General features: G+C 36.7%; 15 protein-coding genes, 2 tRNA genes and 1 other RNA gene. 14 read left to right on the forward strand and 4 right to left on the reverse strand.

Annotated elements, in window-relative coordinates; translation table 11 throughout:
* Positions 1-209 (forward strand): peptidoglycan-binding domain-containing protein (locus WCQ00_03320; protein ID MEI6042571.1); only part of this gene is annotated, 209 nt, incomplete at its 5' end.
* A gap of 52 nt (positions 210-261) precedes the next feature.
* Here WCQ00_03320 and rnpB read toward each other — a convergent pair.
* Positions 262-630: RNase P RNA component class A (gene rnpB, locus WCQ00_03325), an RNA gene on the reverse strand.
* 199 nt (positions 631-829) lie between these two features.
* Here rnpB and WCQ00_03330 point away from each other — a divergent pair.
* From WCQ00_03330 to WCQ00_03390, 13 genes are all read left to right on the forward strand, one after another.
* Positions 830-3,334, forward strand: coding sequence for a hypothetical protein (locus WCQ00_03330; protein MEI6042572.1), 2,505 nt, complete (start codon positions 830-832; stop codon positions 3,332-3,334).
* The gene (locus WCQ00_03335; GenBank protein MEI6042573.1) at positions 3,334-5,019 is read left to right on the forward strand and encodes a lipid II flippase MurJ; all 1,686 of its coding nucleotides are present in this window, start codon (positions 3,334-3,336) and stop codon (positions 5,017-5,019) included. The genes WCQ00_03330 and WCQ00_03335 overlap by 1 nt, the downstream gene beginning before the upstream one ends.
* Positions 5,020-5,088: 69 nt before the next feature.
* Entirely contained in the window at positions 5,089-5,751 is a 663-nt protein-coding gene (locus WCQ00_03340) for an NYN domain-containing protein (protein MEI6042574.1), read from the forward strand.
* A 123-nt stretch (positions 5,752-5,874) separates the two neighbouring features.
* Positions 5,875-7,704 carry a translation elongation factor 4 gene (lepA, locus tag WCQ00_03345; protein MEI6042575.1) on the forward strand — a complete coding sequence of 610 codons (1,830 nt, stop codon included), beginning with the start codon at positions 5,875-5,877 and terminating at the stop codon, positions 7,702-7,704.
* A gap of 131 nt (positions 7,705-7,835) precedes the next feature.
* The gene (locus tag WCQ00_03350; protein ID MEI6042576.1) at positions 7,836-8,867 is read left to right on the forward strand and encodes a Fic family protein; all 1,032 of its coding nucleotides are present in this window, start codon (positions 7,836-7,838) and stop codon (positions 8,865-8,867) included.
* Between the two features lie 70 nt (positions 8,868-8,937).
* Positions 8,938-9,096, forward strand: a complete 159-nt coding sequence (locus WCQ00_03355; protein ID MEI6042577.1) for a hypothetical protein — start codon at positions 8,938-8,940, stop codon at positions 9,094-9,096.
* Between the two features lie 151 nt (positions 9,097-9,247).
* Positions 9,248-9,631: a septum formation initiator family protein gene (locus tag WCQ00_03360; GenBank protein ID MEI6042578.1), complete on the forward strand. Its 384-nt coding sequence runs from the start codon at positions 9,248-9,250 to the stop codon at positions 9,629-9,631.
* 24 nt (positions 9,632-9,655) lie between these two features.
* Positions 9,656-9,892, forward strand: a complete 237-nt coding sequence (locus WCQ00_03365) for a glutaredoxin domain-containing protein (GenBank protein ID MEI6042579.1) — start codon at positions 9,656-9,658, stop codon at positions 9,890-9,892.
* A gap of 26 nt (positions 9,893-9,918) precedes the next feature.
* Positions 9,919-10,446, forward strand: a complete 528-nt coding sequence (locus tag WCQ00_03370; protein MEI6042580.1) for an FKBP-type peptidyl-prolyl cis-trans isomerase — start codon at positions 9,919-9,921, stop codon at positions 10,444-10,446.
* 85 nt (positions 10,447-10,531) lie between these two features.
* Positions 10,532-10,603: transfer RNA gene (locus WCQ00_03375), tRNA-Arg, on the forward strand.
* A gap of 303 nt (positions 10,604-10,906) precedes the next feature.
* Positions 10,907-11,989, forward strand: a complete 1,083-nt coding sequence (locus tag WCQ00_03380) for a class I SAM-dependent methyltransferase (GenBank protein MEI6042581.1) — start codon at positions 10,907-10,909, stop codon at positions 11,987-11,989.
* A 50-nt stretch (positions 11,990-12,039) separates the two neighbouring features.
* Positions 12,040-12,336 carry a hypothetical protein gene (locus WCQ00_03385; GenBank protein ID MEI6042582.1) on the forward strand — a complete coding sequence of 99 codons (297 nt, stop codon included), beginning with the start codon at positions 12,040-12,042 and terminating at the stop codon, positions 12,334-12,336.
* A 23-nt stretch (positions 12,337-12,359) separates the two neighbouring features.
* A tRNA-Phe gene (locus tag WCQ00_03390) sits at positions 12,360-12,435 on the forward strand.
* A gap of 82 nt (positions 12,436-12,517) precedes the next feature.
* On the opposite strand, the gene WCQ00_03395 is transcribed toward WCQ00_03390, so the two are convergent.
* The 3 genes from WCQ00_03395 to WCQ00_03405 form a co-directional block, all read right to left on the reverse strand.
* Entirely contained in the window at positions 12,518-13,246 is a 729-nt protein-coding gene (locus tag WCQ00_03395; protein MEI6042583.1) for a hypothetical protein, read from the reverse strand.
* Positions 13,247-13,553: 307 nt separating this feature from the next.
* The gene (locus tag WCQ00_03400) at positions 13,554-14,027 is read right to left on the reverse strand and encodes a hypothetical protein (GenBank protein ID MEI6042584.1); all 474 of its coding nucleotides are present in this window, start codon (positions 14,025-14,027) and stop codon (positions 13,554-13,556) included.
* A 134-nt stretch (positions 14,028-14,161) separates the two neighbouring features.
* A complete protein-coding gene (locus WCQ00_03405; GenBank protein ID MEI6042585.1) occupies positions 14,162-14,695 on the reverse strand; it encodes an Hsp20/alpha crystallin family protein in 534 nt (177 codons plus the stop codon).
* Positions 14,696-14,797 lie beyond the last annotated feature (102 nt).

The following is a 14,797-nucleotide window of genomic DNA, read 5'->3' on the forward strand; positions in this document are numbered from 1 at the left end:
GTATGAGAAACAATGATGTACTACAACTACAGAAGTTCTTGAACAACAATGGCTTCACTATTGCAAAGACTGGTGTTGGTTCCAAAGGAAAGGAGACTACATACTTTGGCCCTGCTACCAAGGCTGCTCTTGTGAGGTTTCAGAAAAGTGTTGGCCTGCCAAACACAGGTTTCTTTGGTGGGATGACGAGAGGGGTGGTGGGTAAATAATAAAAGTTCATCATTTGTGAAATGCATAAGACCCCGCTTTTGGCGGGGTCTTATGATGTTTGTGTCTATAAGCCGAATTCTGTGCGACATCCAATTGCTTGGTTGCCCGACAGGCATTTATCTTGAATGTATGTCACCATACATTTCTTTGCGTCACTCTTATCAATTGCTTGATAAGCACGGACTTGCACTCAGGTAAGGATTTAGCCGTTTCACTCTCTATGTCTCCAAAGAGATTCATCCTAAATTTGCATTTAGGATGTCTTATTCCTTTCAAAACAAGACGTCACTGTTCGCACCTCGTAGATCTCCCTAGGCAGGCGTTACCTGCTACCCTTCTCCTCATCTTGCGATGGGGGAGTGTTCGGACTTTCCTCTCTCGTGAAATTACTTTCAGTGCGAGCGCCTGTCTGACACACCAGTATTATAACATGTTTTTAATATAAATACTAGTCATTAATGAATGAAGTGGAACCTCATATTTTCTAATAGTTATGGATTCAAATGTGCAAAACTGGGTAAAACTAGCTTTTAAATTAGGCGTATTCTTGGTAAGATAAGGATATTATTCAAGTAATATCGCCAAGCAGTAGCTTTGCTATTTCATTTTAAAAATAAAAATGCCTAAAAAATTGAAAACTTCATCTTCGTCCCCATCGGACATATTAAAAAAAATCAAACTATTTGATTCAATCGCAAAATACTCAATATATGTTCTTGTCGCCCTGCTTCCAATATTTTTTCTCCCAACTCCTACACTTGCATTAGATCAAGCTAAAATAGGGCTTCTGATTCTATCTGTTTCAGCCGCAACTGTTTCAAGCGTGTTGTCATCATTATACAGTGGCAGAATTCAGATAATTAGTAAAAAAGTTTTGATACCGGCAATTGTAATTTCTGCCTTTACTTTTTTGTCGTCGCTCCTATCTACATCGTATAGGGGTGGATTAATTGGACTTGGAACCGAGCTTGATTCCTGGTATGTAATTTCTTTGTTGCTACTCTTGGTAGTTTTGGTGGCATCAATTGTAAATACAAAAGAGCGTATCTTCACAGCTCTATCATTGTTTTGGGCAGGGTTTGGTGTGGCGTCATTGTTTCAAATCGTAAGAATGCTCGCTGTTTTATTTAAATCAGATTTGCTCATTGCTGTATTTAATTTTGGTGGAATTTTTACAGATTCATCTGTAAATACAATTGGTACATGGACAGACTTTTCAATAATTGCTGGAGTGTCAGCACTTTCACTTGGAATAATTTTGGATATGTCGTACTTAGACGGACTGAAGGCTGCATTTAGAAAAGCATTCTGGTTACTATTTGCAATTTTTGCAACAATGAGTTTTATCTCTTCATCGATTTTAATTGGATCAGGAATTGATCAATTAACAAATGGTTCACAGCTCGTATTTCCTTCAATGACATTTGTTGGAATTATTGCATTGGTGTTTGCTCTATCTAGATTATTTTGTAAGAACAAAATTATTAAAAAAAATAAGAAGGCGGGAAGTAGGGCGGAAAGTAAGTCTAAAGAATTGGCGGAAGATGGTGTTGCTGAAAATGAAAAGGCAGTAGGGTCTGAGCGTGACGGTCTTATAACCATAAATCTTCCTGTTGCAAGTCTCATTTTAATTATTCTTGGTATAATAGTTATGATTTCCCCACTCGCTCTTAATCAGAAAATTAATCATCTTGTGGGAGTTCCTGATGAATCCGTGGTTAATATTAGGCCTGGAATTAGCGATACTTACATAGTATCAAAGGCTGTGCTGAGGTCATCTATAAAAAATGCATTAGTTGGAGTTGGACCACACGGCTTTGGTATAGCTTGGAATAAATACAGGCCTGATTATGTAAATAAATTAGATTTATGGAATACAGAATATCCATCTGGAGTTGGATATTTGATGACAATAATAGTAAATAATGGAATTTTAGGTTTCTTGCTTTGGGCGATAAGCTTGGGAGCATTGTTTATTGTTGGATTCCTTTCTCTAGTTGGAAGACGTAATAAAGAAAAGAAAGCAGGAAAAGATATTCCAAATTACATGGGAGTGGTTACAATTCTCTCTGCGCTTTTACTATGGGCAAGTATAAAAATAGAGAATCCAAGTTCTGCAGTTCTTATTTTAACTTTCATCTTCACAGGGCTATTAATTGGAAGTCTTGTCTCTGATAAAAAATTACAAATGATAGACGTTTCCCTTGACGGATTAATGTTCAAGAGGGACAGGGCGGGGGATAATATGAGCGATAGCGAGAACGATAGCAAGAACGAGAATAAAAATAAGGATAAGGGTATCTCTAAAAAGAAAATCGCAAAAATAATATTCATTGCTTTTACATTAGTGATTCTTTGTCTTGCTTTTACATGGGTTCAAAGAACTAGGGCACAAATATATTCTACGGAGGCAGTGCAGATGATTTACGCAAAGAATGCAAATATTTCTATGGTACCAAAAGCATTAGATTTATTACAGAAGGCATATGACATATACCCAGCTGACGTTTATGCTAGGTCAATAAATAATTTAGCGATAGTTAAACTTAATTACGATATTTCATCCGACCCAGAGAATCAAAATCTTCAAGCGCTGCAAGCCGGCCAACAGATTCATATGTCATCATCAACGTCAGCGTATCTTGCCCTTGCTATTTCATCTGGAAAGGCTGCATTAAATGCAAATCCTAATGACTTTAGAAACCTTGTTCAGTTTGGTTCAACATTACAATCAGCCGCTCTGATTACTGGGGATCAAGAAGCTGGGAATTTGGCATTACAGGCCTTTCTGCAAGCGGTAAATCTTGCTCCAAATCATCCCTTGCCATTATACTCACTTGCTAATTTATATGTGCTGTCAGGAGATAAGACTTCTGCAAAAATCGTTTTAGAACAAACCATAAAAATAAAACCAGACTTTGTCGAAGCTACGGAGATGTATCAAAAACTTTTGATCGATGAATCTGCTTCATCAACATCCACTCCCGCTGTATCCTCGTCGCCAAAGGCTAGTTCTACACCAGCAACTATTTCACCTAAGCCTTCAGTAGCAACTAGCACAAAGTCAAAAACAAAAAGTACTACAACATCAAGTGTTACAAAGACAGTTAACGCTAAAAAATAATGGTTAAAAGATTATTCAAATTATTTCATAGCGAGGTTTCAGGAATGCATCAAGCGGCAGCAATTCTTGGTTTTTTTACATTGATGTCTCAGGTATTGGCATTATTTAGGGATAGGGTTTTGGCAAATTATTTTGGTGCAACACATTCACTTGACCTTTACTATGCATCATTTAGAATTCCAGATTTTATTTTTGCCTCAGTTGCATCTCTGGTTTCTATTTCTGTTTTGATACCTTTTTTAAGTGAAAAATTAGAAAATAAAAAAGAGGATACAAGGAAATTTTTGGATTCCGTATTTACTGTATTTTTCTCAGCGATAGTGTTTGTCGCAATAATTGCATTTATTGCAATGCCGTATATTGCGGAATTTGTTTTTCCAGGAATTGTAGATTCTGATTCATTGAATCAGGTTATTTGGATGTCTAGAATATTATTGCTACAACCAATCTGTTTGGGTATCTCAAATATGCTTGGTGTTATTACACAAATCAAGAAAAGATTTTTCTTATATGCGCTAAGTCCGATTCTTTATAATCTTTCAATCATCTTTGGAATAGTTTTTCTTTATCCGTTTTTTGGAATTACAGGTGTTGTTTATGGTGTTGTTATTGGAGGGGTTTTACATTTCCTAATTCAAGTTCCTTTTGTTTTCAAATATGGGCTTCTGCCAACTTTTACAAAAAAGATTGATTATAAAGAAGTATGGAAGGTTATTAAAATCTCAATTCCAAGAACCTTAACACTTTCAACTTATACACTTGAACAAGTTTTTATTACAGCTTTTGCATCAACTTTAGCTGTTGGTTCAATCACTATCTTTAGTTTTGCTTTTAATTTGCAGTCAGTGCCACTTGCAATTGTTGGAGTAAGTTACACATTAGCTGCCTTTCCAACACTGTCTGCTTGTTTTGCAAAAGGACAAAAGGAGGAATTTATGAGCCACGTTGTAGCAGCGGCAAGGCATATCATTTTTTGGTCTTTTCCAATCACGTCACTGTTTATTGTTCTACGTGCACAAATCGTTAGAGTTATTTTAGGTTCAGGATCATTTAATTGGCAAGATACTAGGCTTACGGCAGCATGCCTTGCTCTATTTACCCTTTCACTTTTTGGACAATCTCTAGAATTGCTTTTGATAAGAGCCTATTATGCAGCTGGAAAAACCAGAAAACCATTATTTATAAATTTGATTAGTTCTTTTGTTACAATACTTTCCCCATTTTTATTGCTAAAGGTTTTTGCAAACGTAGAGACTTTTAGATTCTTCTTCGAGTCACTATTTAAGGTCTCTGGAATTGAAGGAACAGCTGTAATGATGCTCCCACTTGGTTATACGATCGGAACGATTTTTAATGTTGCAATGCTCTGGATAATATTTGAAAGGGACTTTAGGGGGTTCACGAAGCGTACTGCAATGGTTTTGGTTCACTCGCTGGGCGCTGGTGTTATAGGTGCATTCTTTGCATATATTGGTTTGAATATATTTGCATTAGTATTCAATTTAACAACTTCAATGGGGGTATTTCTACAAGGATTCTTTGCTGGAATAATAGGTATTGCGGTTACAATACTAATTTATAAACTACTAGGTACCAGAGAGCTTGATGAAGTCTGGGAGGCTGTAATCTCAAAGGTGAATAAAAATAAATTGATTGTTTCTGAACCGGATAACATTGAGTTCTAGTATTTTTCTCATGTTTTTCTTTAGGATTTCTTGATCATAATCGTGGTTCCTGCATAGTAAAATGTGTTGATGAAAACTTATATATTTATCGATGCCTCAAACCTCTTCTACGGATTCGATATAGAATATGGCTGGAAAATCGACTATGAATTATTGAAGAAGTATTTAGAGAAAAAATACAATGCTATTTCTGTACTATATTTTGGAGGAATTGACATCACAATAGGAATTCAGAAAAATGAGGAATATTTTTATGATTATTCTAAAAATGACACGGTAAACCTAGAGGTATTTACTCGTCACTTAAGGTGTATTTTAGAGGAGGATAAAAGACTTTCTTACGAGCAAAATAATTTCATTAAAAAGCTTATTCAGAGGGCGAAATTTTATAGCAAACTTGAGTTTTTTGGATACAAAGTTTTCTTGAAACCAGTTAAACACTTTGGCGGTACTGGCCTCTCGCAAAGTAAGGCAAACTGCGATGTGGATTTAACAATAGAAGTCATGAAGAACATCAAATTATTTGATAGAGCTATCGTGATGTCAGGAGATGGGGATTTCTTGCCTTTATATAAGTACATGGAACAGCAAGGAAAAGAGGTGTTTATAATTTCTCGTACATCAAGAACAGCAAAGGAAGTCAGACTTCACCTAGCTTCTATTAGGTTTATTGAAATCGGGACACTTAGAAAACAAATAGAATTTATTGTAATTAAAAGCAAAAATCTCTAGCTATGCTAGAGATTTCCACTAGAAAGGACAAATTAATAGGCCTTTCTGCGGTGTAGTGATATAAGTATATCAAAGCCCATTTCGTTGTCAAATATCAGCTTTTACGATATAGTACAAGCACAAATGAATCTCTCAAATATCAGAAACTTTAGTATTATTGCTCACATTGATCATGGTAAATCCACGCTGGCTGATCGTATGCTTGAAATTACAAACACTATTGAGAAGCGTAAGATGATGAATCAGGTGCTGGATAGCATGGAACTTGAGCGTGAAAAGGGAATTACAATTAAGATGCGTCCAGTTAGAATGGCATATAAAAATCTCGCCGAGGTGGGCGATGGACAATCTAAAGGGGGTAAACAATACGAATTAAACCTAATTGACACACCAGGTCACATTGACTTCTCATACGAGGTTTCTCGTGCACTTAAGGCTGTAGAAGGATGTATCTTGCTTGTAGATGCAACACAAGGCGTACAAGCGCAAACTTTGACAACACTTAGGCTTGCAAGAGAAATTGGTTTAACTATTATTCCAGTCTTGAGTAAAATTGATTCACCACTTGCGCGTCCTGTTGAGATAAAAGATGAAATGTGTAAGTTGTTGGGTTGTAAGCCGGAAGATATCTTGGGAACTTCAGGAAAAACTGGAGAGGGTGTTGAGGAGTTGTTGCAGGAAATCGTTAAAAAAATTCCACATCCTGTTGAGGAAATAGAGAATTCACAAAGTTGTCGCGCATTAGTTTTTGACTTTCAATATTCAAATCATAAGGGTGTAATTGTTTACATTAGAGTAATGGAAGGAAGTATTAAGAAGGGTGATGAATTAGTTTTCAAAATTGCTAATGAAAAATTTACAGCACTTGATGTTGGAATTTTTACACCAGATGAAGAGTCAATAGATATATTAAATGCTGGTGAAATTGGATATATCACAACTGGTATAAAACGTCCTGGTATCGCATCGGTTGGGGACACAATTACACTTTTTAGAAAACAACTTCCTGAACTTCATGGATACATGAATCCAGCTCCTGTTGTTTGGGCTTCAGTTTATCCAGAAGACGCAGATGATTTTGAAGTTCTAAAGCAAGCACTTGGAAGACTTAAGCTTTCTGATTCCGCTTTTTCCTTTGAAGAAGAATCATCAGGCTCATTAGGACGTGGATTTAGATGTGGATTTCTTGGACTACTTCACCTTGAAATTATTACAGAGCGTCTTAAGCGCGAGTTTAGGCTAGATCTAATCATCGCAACACCTAGCATTACCTATGAAGTTACTATGGCAAATGAAAAAGTTGTCATGGTTTATTCGCCATCATTATTTCCAGAGCATGGGCAATATAAATCTGTACGTGAACCTTGGGTTATAACAAATATTATTACCCCAGAAGCTTATGTTGGTTCAATTTATCAATTGCTTTATGATCATGAGGCAGAATTGGGGGATTCAGAAACTTTTGGAGACGGAAGGACAAAACTTGTAATTAGAATGCCACTACGTGAGCTTATGCGTAACTTTTTTGATGAACTAAAATCTGTTTCATCGGGCTATGCTTCACTTTCATATGAATTTGAGGGAATGCGCTCTGCTGAGGTTACTAGAATGGATATTTTGGTTGCAAATGAACCTGTTGAGGCATTTACCAAAGTTATTGCTGAAAGAAGAGCTGATGAAGAGGCAAATAAGACTGTAGATAGGCTTTTTAATGTGCTACCTAAGCAAATGTTCGTTGCAAAAATCCAAGCAAAAATTAACGGAAGAATTATTGCCTCACGTACATTATCTGCCATGACAAAAGATGTTACAGGCTATTTATATGGAGGAGATATTACTAGAAAGATGAAATTGCGCGAGAAACAAAAGAAAGGAAAGAAGAAAATGAAGGCCCGTGGAGTTGTAAATATTCCTCACGATGTATTTTTGAAGATGATGAAGACGGGGGAGTAGTTTGTGATGGAATGTTAATTGTAGGTGATTTAATCGTATCAAAAGCTGTACTTAATCGTATCAAAATGATACGATTAAGCTACTAAAATGATACGATTAATTAATAATGGATTAAAATCAAATAAAACAATATGACAAACGAAATTCTTGAATTTTTGATCAAAGGTGGTGTTTTTTCAGTATCAGAGATATACGAATACATAATAACTAAAGAGGTGACGTCAGCCGTTTCTGTAAAGAGACTTCTTTCAAAGTTGGTGGTGCAGGGTTTTTTAATCAAATCTGGAAAAGGTAGGTCTGTTAAATATCAAATATCAACTCTTGGACGCCTAAATTTGGAAATTGATATTGAAAAATATTGTAGTATTGAGGTGGACAAAAGAGTTGGTCTTCGCGATTATAATTTTGAACTGTTTGATTCGCTACCAGAAAGTTTTTTTTCTAAGGAGGAAATTAAGGAACTAGATTCTGCAAGTAAAAAATATCATAAAAAAATTCTAAATGTTTCTGAAGTAATTCATAAAAAAGAATTAGAACGTTTCGTTATTGAACTTTCTTGGAAGTCATCCAAAATAGAAGGAAATACCTATACACTTTTGGATACAGAGAAATTACTTAAGGACGGTATCGAGGCTAAGGGAAAAACGAAAGACGAGGCTGTTATGATTATCAACCATAAAAATGCCTTTGATTTCATATATAAAAATAAAAATATGTTTAAGGAGGTTTCTGTATCAAAAATAGAAGATGTACATAAGATTTTGATAAAGGATCTGGGTGTTACAAACAACCTAAGGTCAAACCCCGTTGGAGTTTTGGGTTCAAAGTATAAACCCTTGGATAATAAATTTCAAATTGAGGAATCGGCAGAAAAATTATGTAAAGCTATATCTAAAATGGCTGATGTCTATAGTAAGGCGCTTTTCTTGATTATTGGGATAAGTTATATACAACCTTTTGAAGACGGCAATAAAAGAACCTCTAGGCTCATGGGGAATGCTATATTACTTACATATGGTTTGGCTCCACTATCATATAGGATTGTTGATGAAGAAACATACAGGGAGTCGGTAATGGTTTTTTATGAGCTAAATTCCATAGCATCATTCAAGAAAATATTTTTTGAGCAATATATTTTCTCAACAGAAAATTACTTGATTTAAGATAATAGTTATACATCACTATTCATAGTCCTTTCCTGCCTCCCATGTTAAAATATATAGTAAATATACATTGAAAGCAGGAGCACTTACTTTGGATGTTAAGGCAATAAATGCTAGTGGTTCTTCCATTGATAAAAAAATAAACACAGTAACAGAAAAGGATCAAACAAGTAAAAATACAGAAAAAGTACCTCTTTTTCAAAGAGTGTGGAATTGGTTCATGAAATAACTTATAATCAAATTATAGACCTCTAGACAATACAGGTATATAAAGAAGAATCATTGAGATTATGATTAGGACACAAATAATACCCCATATAATCTTTACTGTTTTTTGGTGTTTTGGATTAAGAAACATATAGTCTATAATATACCAGTAAATGAAAGAATTTCAACAAGAAAACGATAGAAAAGACAAAATATACTCTAAATGGGCTTTACTTGTACTTTTGATAATGATTATCCTTGTAATAAAGGGTCTTATTAGCATGTCTATTAAACAACGAGAAAGTGGGGAAGAGAAAAAACTGGTCGATATTAAAAGAGCTGAACTTCAGGAAAGGTATGATGTTTTGTCGGAAAAGGTTAATGAATTAAAAACTGATCAAGGGATGGAAAGGGAGATAAGGTCCAAATTTGATGTAGTTAAGCCTGGTGAGAGTGTAATTATGGTTGTGGACAAGGAGGTTTCAGCACCAATCCCTGTAGAAACTAGCATTATCAAAAAACTGTGGAATGGTGTTGTTGGGGTCTTCAAGAAATAGACTCAGTGGTATATAATATCTATTATGAAAATAATGATTTACAGCACGCCATCATGTACATTTTGTGTAATGGCCAAGGATTTTTTAAAAGCAAACAATATCCCATTTGAAGAATTTAATGTTGCAGCTGATTTGGAAAAGCGCAAAGAGATGATTGAGAAGACTGGCCAGATGGGAGTTCCAGTTATAGATATTGATGGATCAGTTTTGATTGGTTTCGATAAGCAATTGATTGCACAGAAGGTTGGTATTAAAATTTAATCGTTATAAAATAATAAAAGTAAAATATGAAAAAAATATTATACGCAGTTATCATAATCGCAATAATTTTATTAGCGGTATACATAGTTAAATATAGATCAGATAAAGATGATGTGGTGGGAACGCCAATAACTTCTAATCTAGAGGTTAATTTGGCTACAACATCAGATGTTTCAGTTAAAGACACTACGGTGACTGCACCAAGTACAGATATTAAAAATAATTCTACAAAAAATATGGATACAGAAAAAGTTTCAAAAGCCGGAGATACATTAACAGTTAACTATGTTGGTACACTTGAGAATGGAACAAAATTTGATAGTTCAATTGATAGAGGTACACCATTTAAGTTTGTTGTTGGTATTGGGCAAGTTATAAAAGGATGGGATGAAGGAATGGTTGGAATGAAGGTTGGGGAGAAGAAGCGTCTTGTTATCCCTGGAGAGAAGGCTTATGGATCAAGAGGTATTCCTGATGGTAATGGGGGATACATGATTCCACCAAATGCAACTTTGATTTTTGAAGTTGAGATGTTGGGAATAGAGAGTAAATAAAGTAGGAGAATAGGAAAGTAGTGGAATGGTGATGATACGATTTTAGCTTGAATAAATTATAAATCTACCTTCACTGTTCTACGCCGCCGCCATAGTTCAATGGATAGAACAGTCCCGTCCTAAGGGATTGATGTGGGTTCGATTCCTGCTGGTGGCACAGAATTAACGAAGTGAATTTTGGGACGACAAGCAAGCCGATACTTCGGCTTGCGGGCAGGAATCGAAAAGGTTCTCCCGTATTTTCGAGAAGCGAGCTTTGAGAAAATGGGAAACCTGTACTGGTCTCGTAGAGACCGATTCCTGCTGGTGGCACAGAACTCAATAAAGGTATATCTGAGGATACGCCAATTCTCTGCTAAGAATTGGCTCTGCTTACTGCCGTTCGCAAGTTCCTCAGATACACCTTTGTTTCATTGGAGATTATACAAATGCATGGTTTTGGGTTAGTATTATCAACAACATGTTTAAATGTAAACCACAAAAAGAATACGCACTGATTGATGCTGGAAATAGCTTCAAATTAGAAAGATATGGAGAATATCTAATTGCAAGACCAGATCCTCAAGCACTGTGGCCTAAGGCTGTTTATAGCGCCCTGTCTGCCGTTGTAAAGATAAATAATGATAACATCAACCTTTGGCCTAACATTGATGCTGTGTTTGCTAAGGGAGGGTTTGGAGGCTCAAGTGGGCGTGGTTCTTCGTCTTCATCTTCTGCTCAAACGGATGATGATAATGACATTGGTAATTGGATTAAGACAAGAGCTATCCCTGAAAAATGGCCTATTAAGTTTGAGATGGGAGATGGCCTTCCTGCATTAAACATATATGCAAGATTGACTCCATTTAAGCATACTGGAATTTTTCCAGAACAGTTTACAAACTGGAAGTGGTCAATGGAATTGATTAATAAAGCAATGGAAAATGACACTGCAGGTGCTGAGGCAAAATTCACAAAAGAAAACCCACCAAAAATATTAAATCTTTTTGGATATTCTGGTGCTGCAACTGTGGCTTGTCTTTTGGCAGGAGCTCATGTTACTCACGTTGATTCATCAAAGGGGGCTGTAACTTGGGCAAATGAGAATGCAGAACTAGCCGGAGTATTGGACAAACCAGTTAGATGGATTTTGGAAGATGCTGTTTCATTTATTAAGAAAGAAATTAGAAGAGGAAATAAGTATGATGGAATAATCCTAGATCCTCCAGCTTTTGGGCGAGGTGCACAGGGTGAGGTTTGGAAAATCGAAAGAGATTTTTTACCATTCCTAGAATTGATTTTTGAATTACTTTCAGATAAAGCGTTGTTTGTTATTCTTAACGGTTATGCTGCTGGATATTCATCTATTGCGTATTCACAGAACTTTAGAAATCTTATTGCAAAAAGAGGTGGGGAAGTTGAACATGGTGAATTGTGTATTGAGCAAGATTTGAACGATTTTAAGAAGATGATGGATGGTGCTACTGTGGGCATGGATACATCGTCAAAACTTGACCCAATAGTACTTCCATGTGGAATTGTAGCTCGCTGGAAAAGTCTCTAGTCTTATGATATAGTTGTACCTGGCTGTGTAATAGTATTAAAATTCAAAATATGGATGAATACATTGAAGAAGAAATTAAAGAAATAAGCGAAAGATTAGAGAAGCTTGAGAACATGTCTAAAGATAATAGTGTAATGCTAAAATATCTTTATCGTGCGTATCGTTTATCTTATGCTATTTCTATAATTAAATGGGTAGTAATAATAGGGTTCACTTTGGGTGCCTTTTATTTTCTTCAACCATATCTTGAAAGTGTTATGAAGTTATATGGTAGTGTAAATTCTTTGACGGGAGGGGTTGAAAATAATGGAGGAATTGATATCCTTAAGGCGTTGAAGAATATATAGTAAGTTGAAGGTTTGATAGTTATGCCGAGATAGCTCAGTTGGTAGAGCATTTCCCTGAAGAGGAAGGGGTCGCCGGTTCGAATCCGGCTCTCGGCACCAAATGTAAGGCAAGAAAAAATCGCCCGTCCCCAAGTGGGGCCGGGCGATTTGAGTTGTTTTGGGGATTGAACCCGGGTGGTTGTTACCACCCGTGCCGTTGTTGGCGATACCCATATGGAGGGCATCCGCCATATTGTTGCGGATATGGCTGGACGACAATTACTTGCCTCCGTTGTTGCTGATAGTAGTTGCCACCCCAGGAATGCTGTGGATACTGCTGTTGATAGCAGTTTCCACCCCAAGGTTGAAGACCACGAGGGTCTCGGTATGGGGGAGTGAAGCCGATGTTAATCAGCGACCCATTAATTTGCCAACCACCTGAACGGCGTTGTGGTGCTTCTTGCACCACCTCCTCTTGCTGTGGCGCTTGCACTTCTGCAAGCATCAGCCTGTTACCACAGTTTTCCTTCCATGCCTGCTGAGTTTGACGATCGTACATGATCACCAACCCTACTGGCACGTTTTGAACCATGGCACGATTACCGCCCATATCATTGACCATTGGTCCGCGTGGACCAAAGACTTCCGACCATAAGATCCTAACGGATCCAGGAGTCGGTGATTTGGGTTGGTTGCCGAAGCAACTGGCGCTGACATATTGACCCACAGCATATTGCTGGGGAGCAGGCTGTCTGCGTTGTTGTTGAGCATAACCACCTTGCGGTGGCGCCATGACGCAGGAGGTGAGTCCTGATGCCACAGCAAGACTTACGATAGCTGCGAACATTAGCTTTGCAGCCAATGCCCTGCTGATTGGATTCATGACATTCCACACGGTGGTGGAGACGAGTATTGTGTTCATCTTTTTCATCTGGTTTTGGTGTTGAGCAGATATTATCTAGCTAACCTCTGTTAACTAAGTAATATCTGCCCAAAAGCCATAAAAATGTAGAGATGAATGACAATACTTCCTATCAGGAATCCGACGAAACTAATCAAAGAACTGTATATATTATAGTACTATTACACTGTTTTGTCAAGCATGCAAGGCGAGCTTGGTTTGGTGTTCTTGTTGGGCTGTAAGATAGAGCCTAAAATGGGTTGATATGATAATGCGGCGCAAGGCAAAGCCTTGCGCCGCATCGAAACTCGTCAAAATCAGGGTTTATATACACAAATTACCTGACCTCAGAATTTGTCTTCATAATGGATTCAAAAGCCTCCAGAACGTATTGTGACAAATTAGTATCTCTTAGGTGAGGCTCATAGATTGCAAAATCAGCCGTTATCATCTTCAGACAATTTTCTGCAGTAGAATCCCAGACTATCTGAAACAGGATGTTGCCTAAGTTCATTCCATGTTCAGTAAAGACAGGTCTCTTTGTTGCAGCCTTTATCCTGTAGGTGTACGTTGTGGGTAACTTTTTCCCGCTAGAATTTTGAATATTGATATCAATCCAGCTCTCCCAAAGCAAAAACCATATGCCAAATTTTCCTTCAATAATCTCGATAGTAATTGTTGCTTTATTTATATCGAGCCCCAATTCTTTTTCTAATTCGTCTCCGCAGTCTTCTGACCCAATAATTTGCCATTCTGCATCAGGTGCAGTAAATGGCTTCACCATAGACTTTAATGTACTTTCAGTTGTCATTGTTTGTTGTTCTTTCTCGGTGAGAGATTAACATGCTTATATTTAAATAACAACAAAAAAAGAATGAAAAATTTGGGGTCAGGCACTGTGGTGCCTGACCCCAAATTTCATTCTTCAATCTTTTACTGTTTGTGTTAAATACTTTTAACCCTAACCTTCATTTGTCTGTCCTTATCAACTCTTGGAAGTTTTAAAGTTAGAATACCTTGTGACTCTATGGCTTCTGCGTGCTCGATATCAATTTCATGAGGAAGTTGAATAGTTCTTGAGAATGAACCCCAGTATAATTCTCTGTGAAAGTAATCATCATCGGAAACAATTTTCTCTTCCTTCCTTATTCCCTTAAGTGTAATGGAGTCTCTAGTTAAATTAATTTCCAAATCTTCCTTTCTAACACCTGGAATCATAGCTTTCACAATAACATCATCTTGTGTTTGATACACATCTACAGAAAGCTCACTATCAGCTGATGAATCATCTACCCACGATGAACTATTTTTATCATCAAACTTTGGATAAATTTGTGCACTCTTTTTAGAAACTGCTGTAATAGAAGGTCTTACGTTTCTGGCTGCTGTAAAATCAAAATCTTCAGCCTCTTCTAATTGCTCATCTTCATCGATGTTTACCGCGCCTGTTAGTCTTTCAAAAAAGGATCTTTTTTTCATATGTGTAAATTTTTTATGTTCTAATTATAAATCATATAAAAGAAAAATGCTACATTAATTTGGAATATAGATAAATAAAGAGCGCCGTTCCCTGTGGGAACG

This window comes from bacterium, assembly GCA_037127815.1.
Classification (GTDB): domain Bacteria; phylum Patescibacteriota; class Minisyncoccia; order Phycocordibacterales; family CAIZLB01; genus CAIJKW01.

What these genes read in the sequence shown, in the direction of transcription:
- WCQ00_03330 (MEI6042572.1), top strand. Translation starts at nt 830, where the DNA reads ATGCCTAAAAAATTGAAAACTTCATCTTCGTCCCCATCGGACATATTA.
- WCQ00_03335 (MEI6042573.1), top strand. Translation starts at nt 3,334, where the DNA reads ATGGTTAAAAGATTATTCAAATTATTTCATAGCGAGGTTTCAGGAATG.
- WCQ00_03340 (MEI6042574.1), top strand. Translation starts at nt 5,089, where the DNA reads ATGAAAACTTATATATTTATCGATGCCTCAAACCTCTTCTACGGATTC.
- lepA (MEI6042575.1), top strand. Translation starts at nt 5,875, where the DNA reads ATGAATCTCTCAAATATCAGAAACTTTAGTATTATTGCTCACATTGAT.
- WCQ00_03350 (MEI6042576.1), top strand. Translation starts at nt 7,836, where the DNA reads ATGACAAACGAAATTCTTGAATTTTTGATCAAAGGTGGTGTTTTTTCA.
- WCQ00_03360 (MEI6042578.1), top strand. Translation starts at nt 9,248, where the DNA reads ATGAAAGAATTTCAACAAGAAAACGATAGAAAAGACAAAATATACTCT.
- WCQ00_03365 (MEI6042579.1), top strand. Translation starts at nt 9,656, where the DNA reads ATGAAAATAATGATTTACAGCACGCCATCATGTACATTTTGTGTAATG.
- WCQ00_03370 (MEI6042580.1), top strand. Translation starts at nt 9,919, where the DNA reads ATGAAAAAAATATTATACGCAGTTATCATAATCGCAATAATTTTATTA.
- WCQ00_03380 (MEI6042581.1), top strand. Translation starts at nt 10,907, where the DNA reads ATGTTTAAATGTAAACCACAAAAAGAATACGCACTGATTGATGCTGGA.
- WCQ00_03385 (MEI6042582.1), top strand. Translation starts at nt 12,040, where the DNA reads ATGGATGAATACATTGAAGAAGAAATTAAAGAAATAAGCGAAAGATTA.
- WCQ00_03395 (MEI6042583.1), bottom strand. Translation starts at nt 13,246, where the DNA reads ATGAAAAAGATGAACACAATACTCGTCTCCACCACCGTGTGGAATGTC.
- WCQ00_03400 (MEI6042584.1), bottom strand. Translation starts at nt 14,027, where the DNA reads ATGACAACTGAAAGTACATTAAAGTCTATGGTGAAGCCATTTACTGCA.
- WCQ00_03405 (MEI6042585.1), bottom strand. Translation starts at nt 14,695, where the DNA reads ATGAAAAAAAGATCCTTTTTTGAAAGACTAACAGGCGCGGTAAACATC.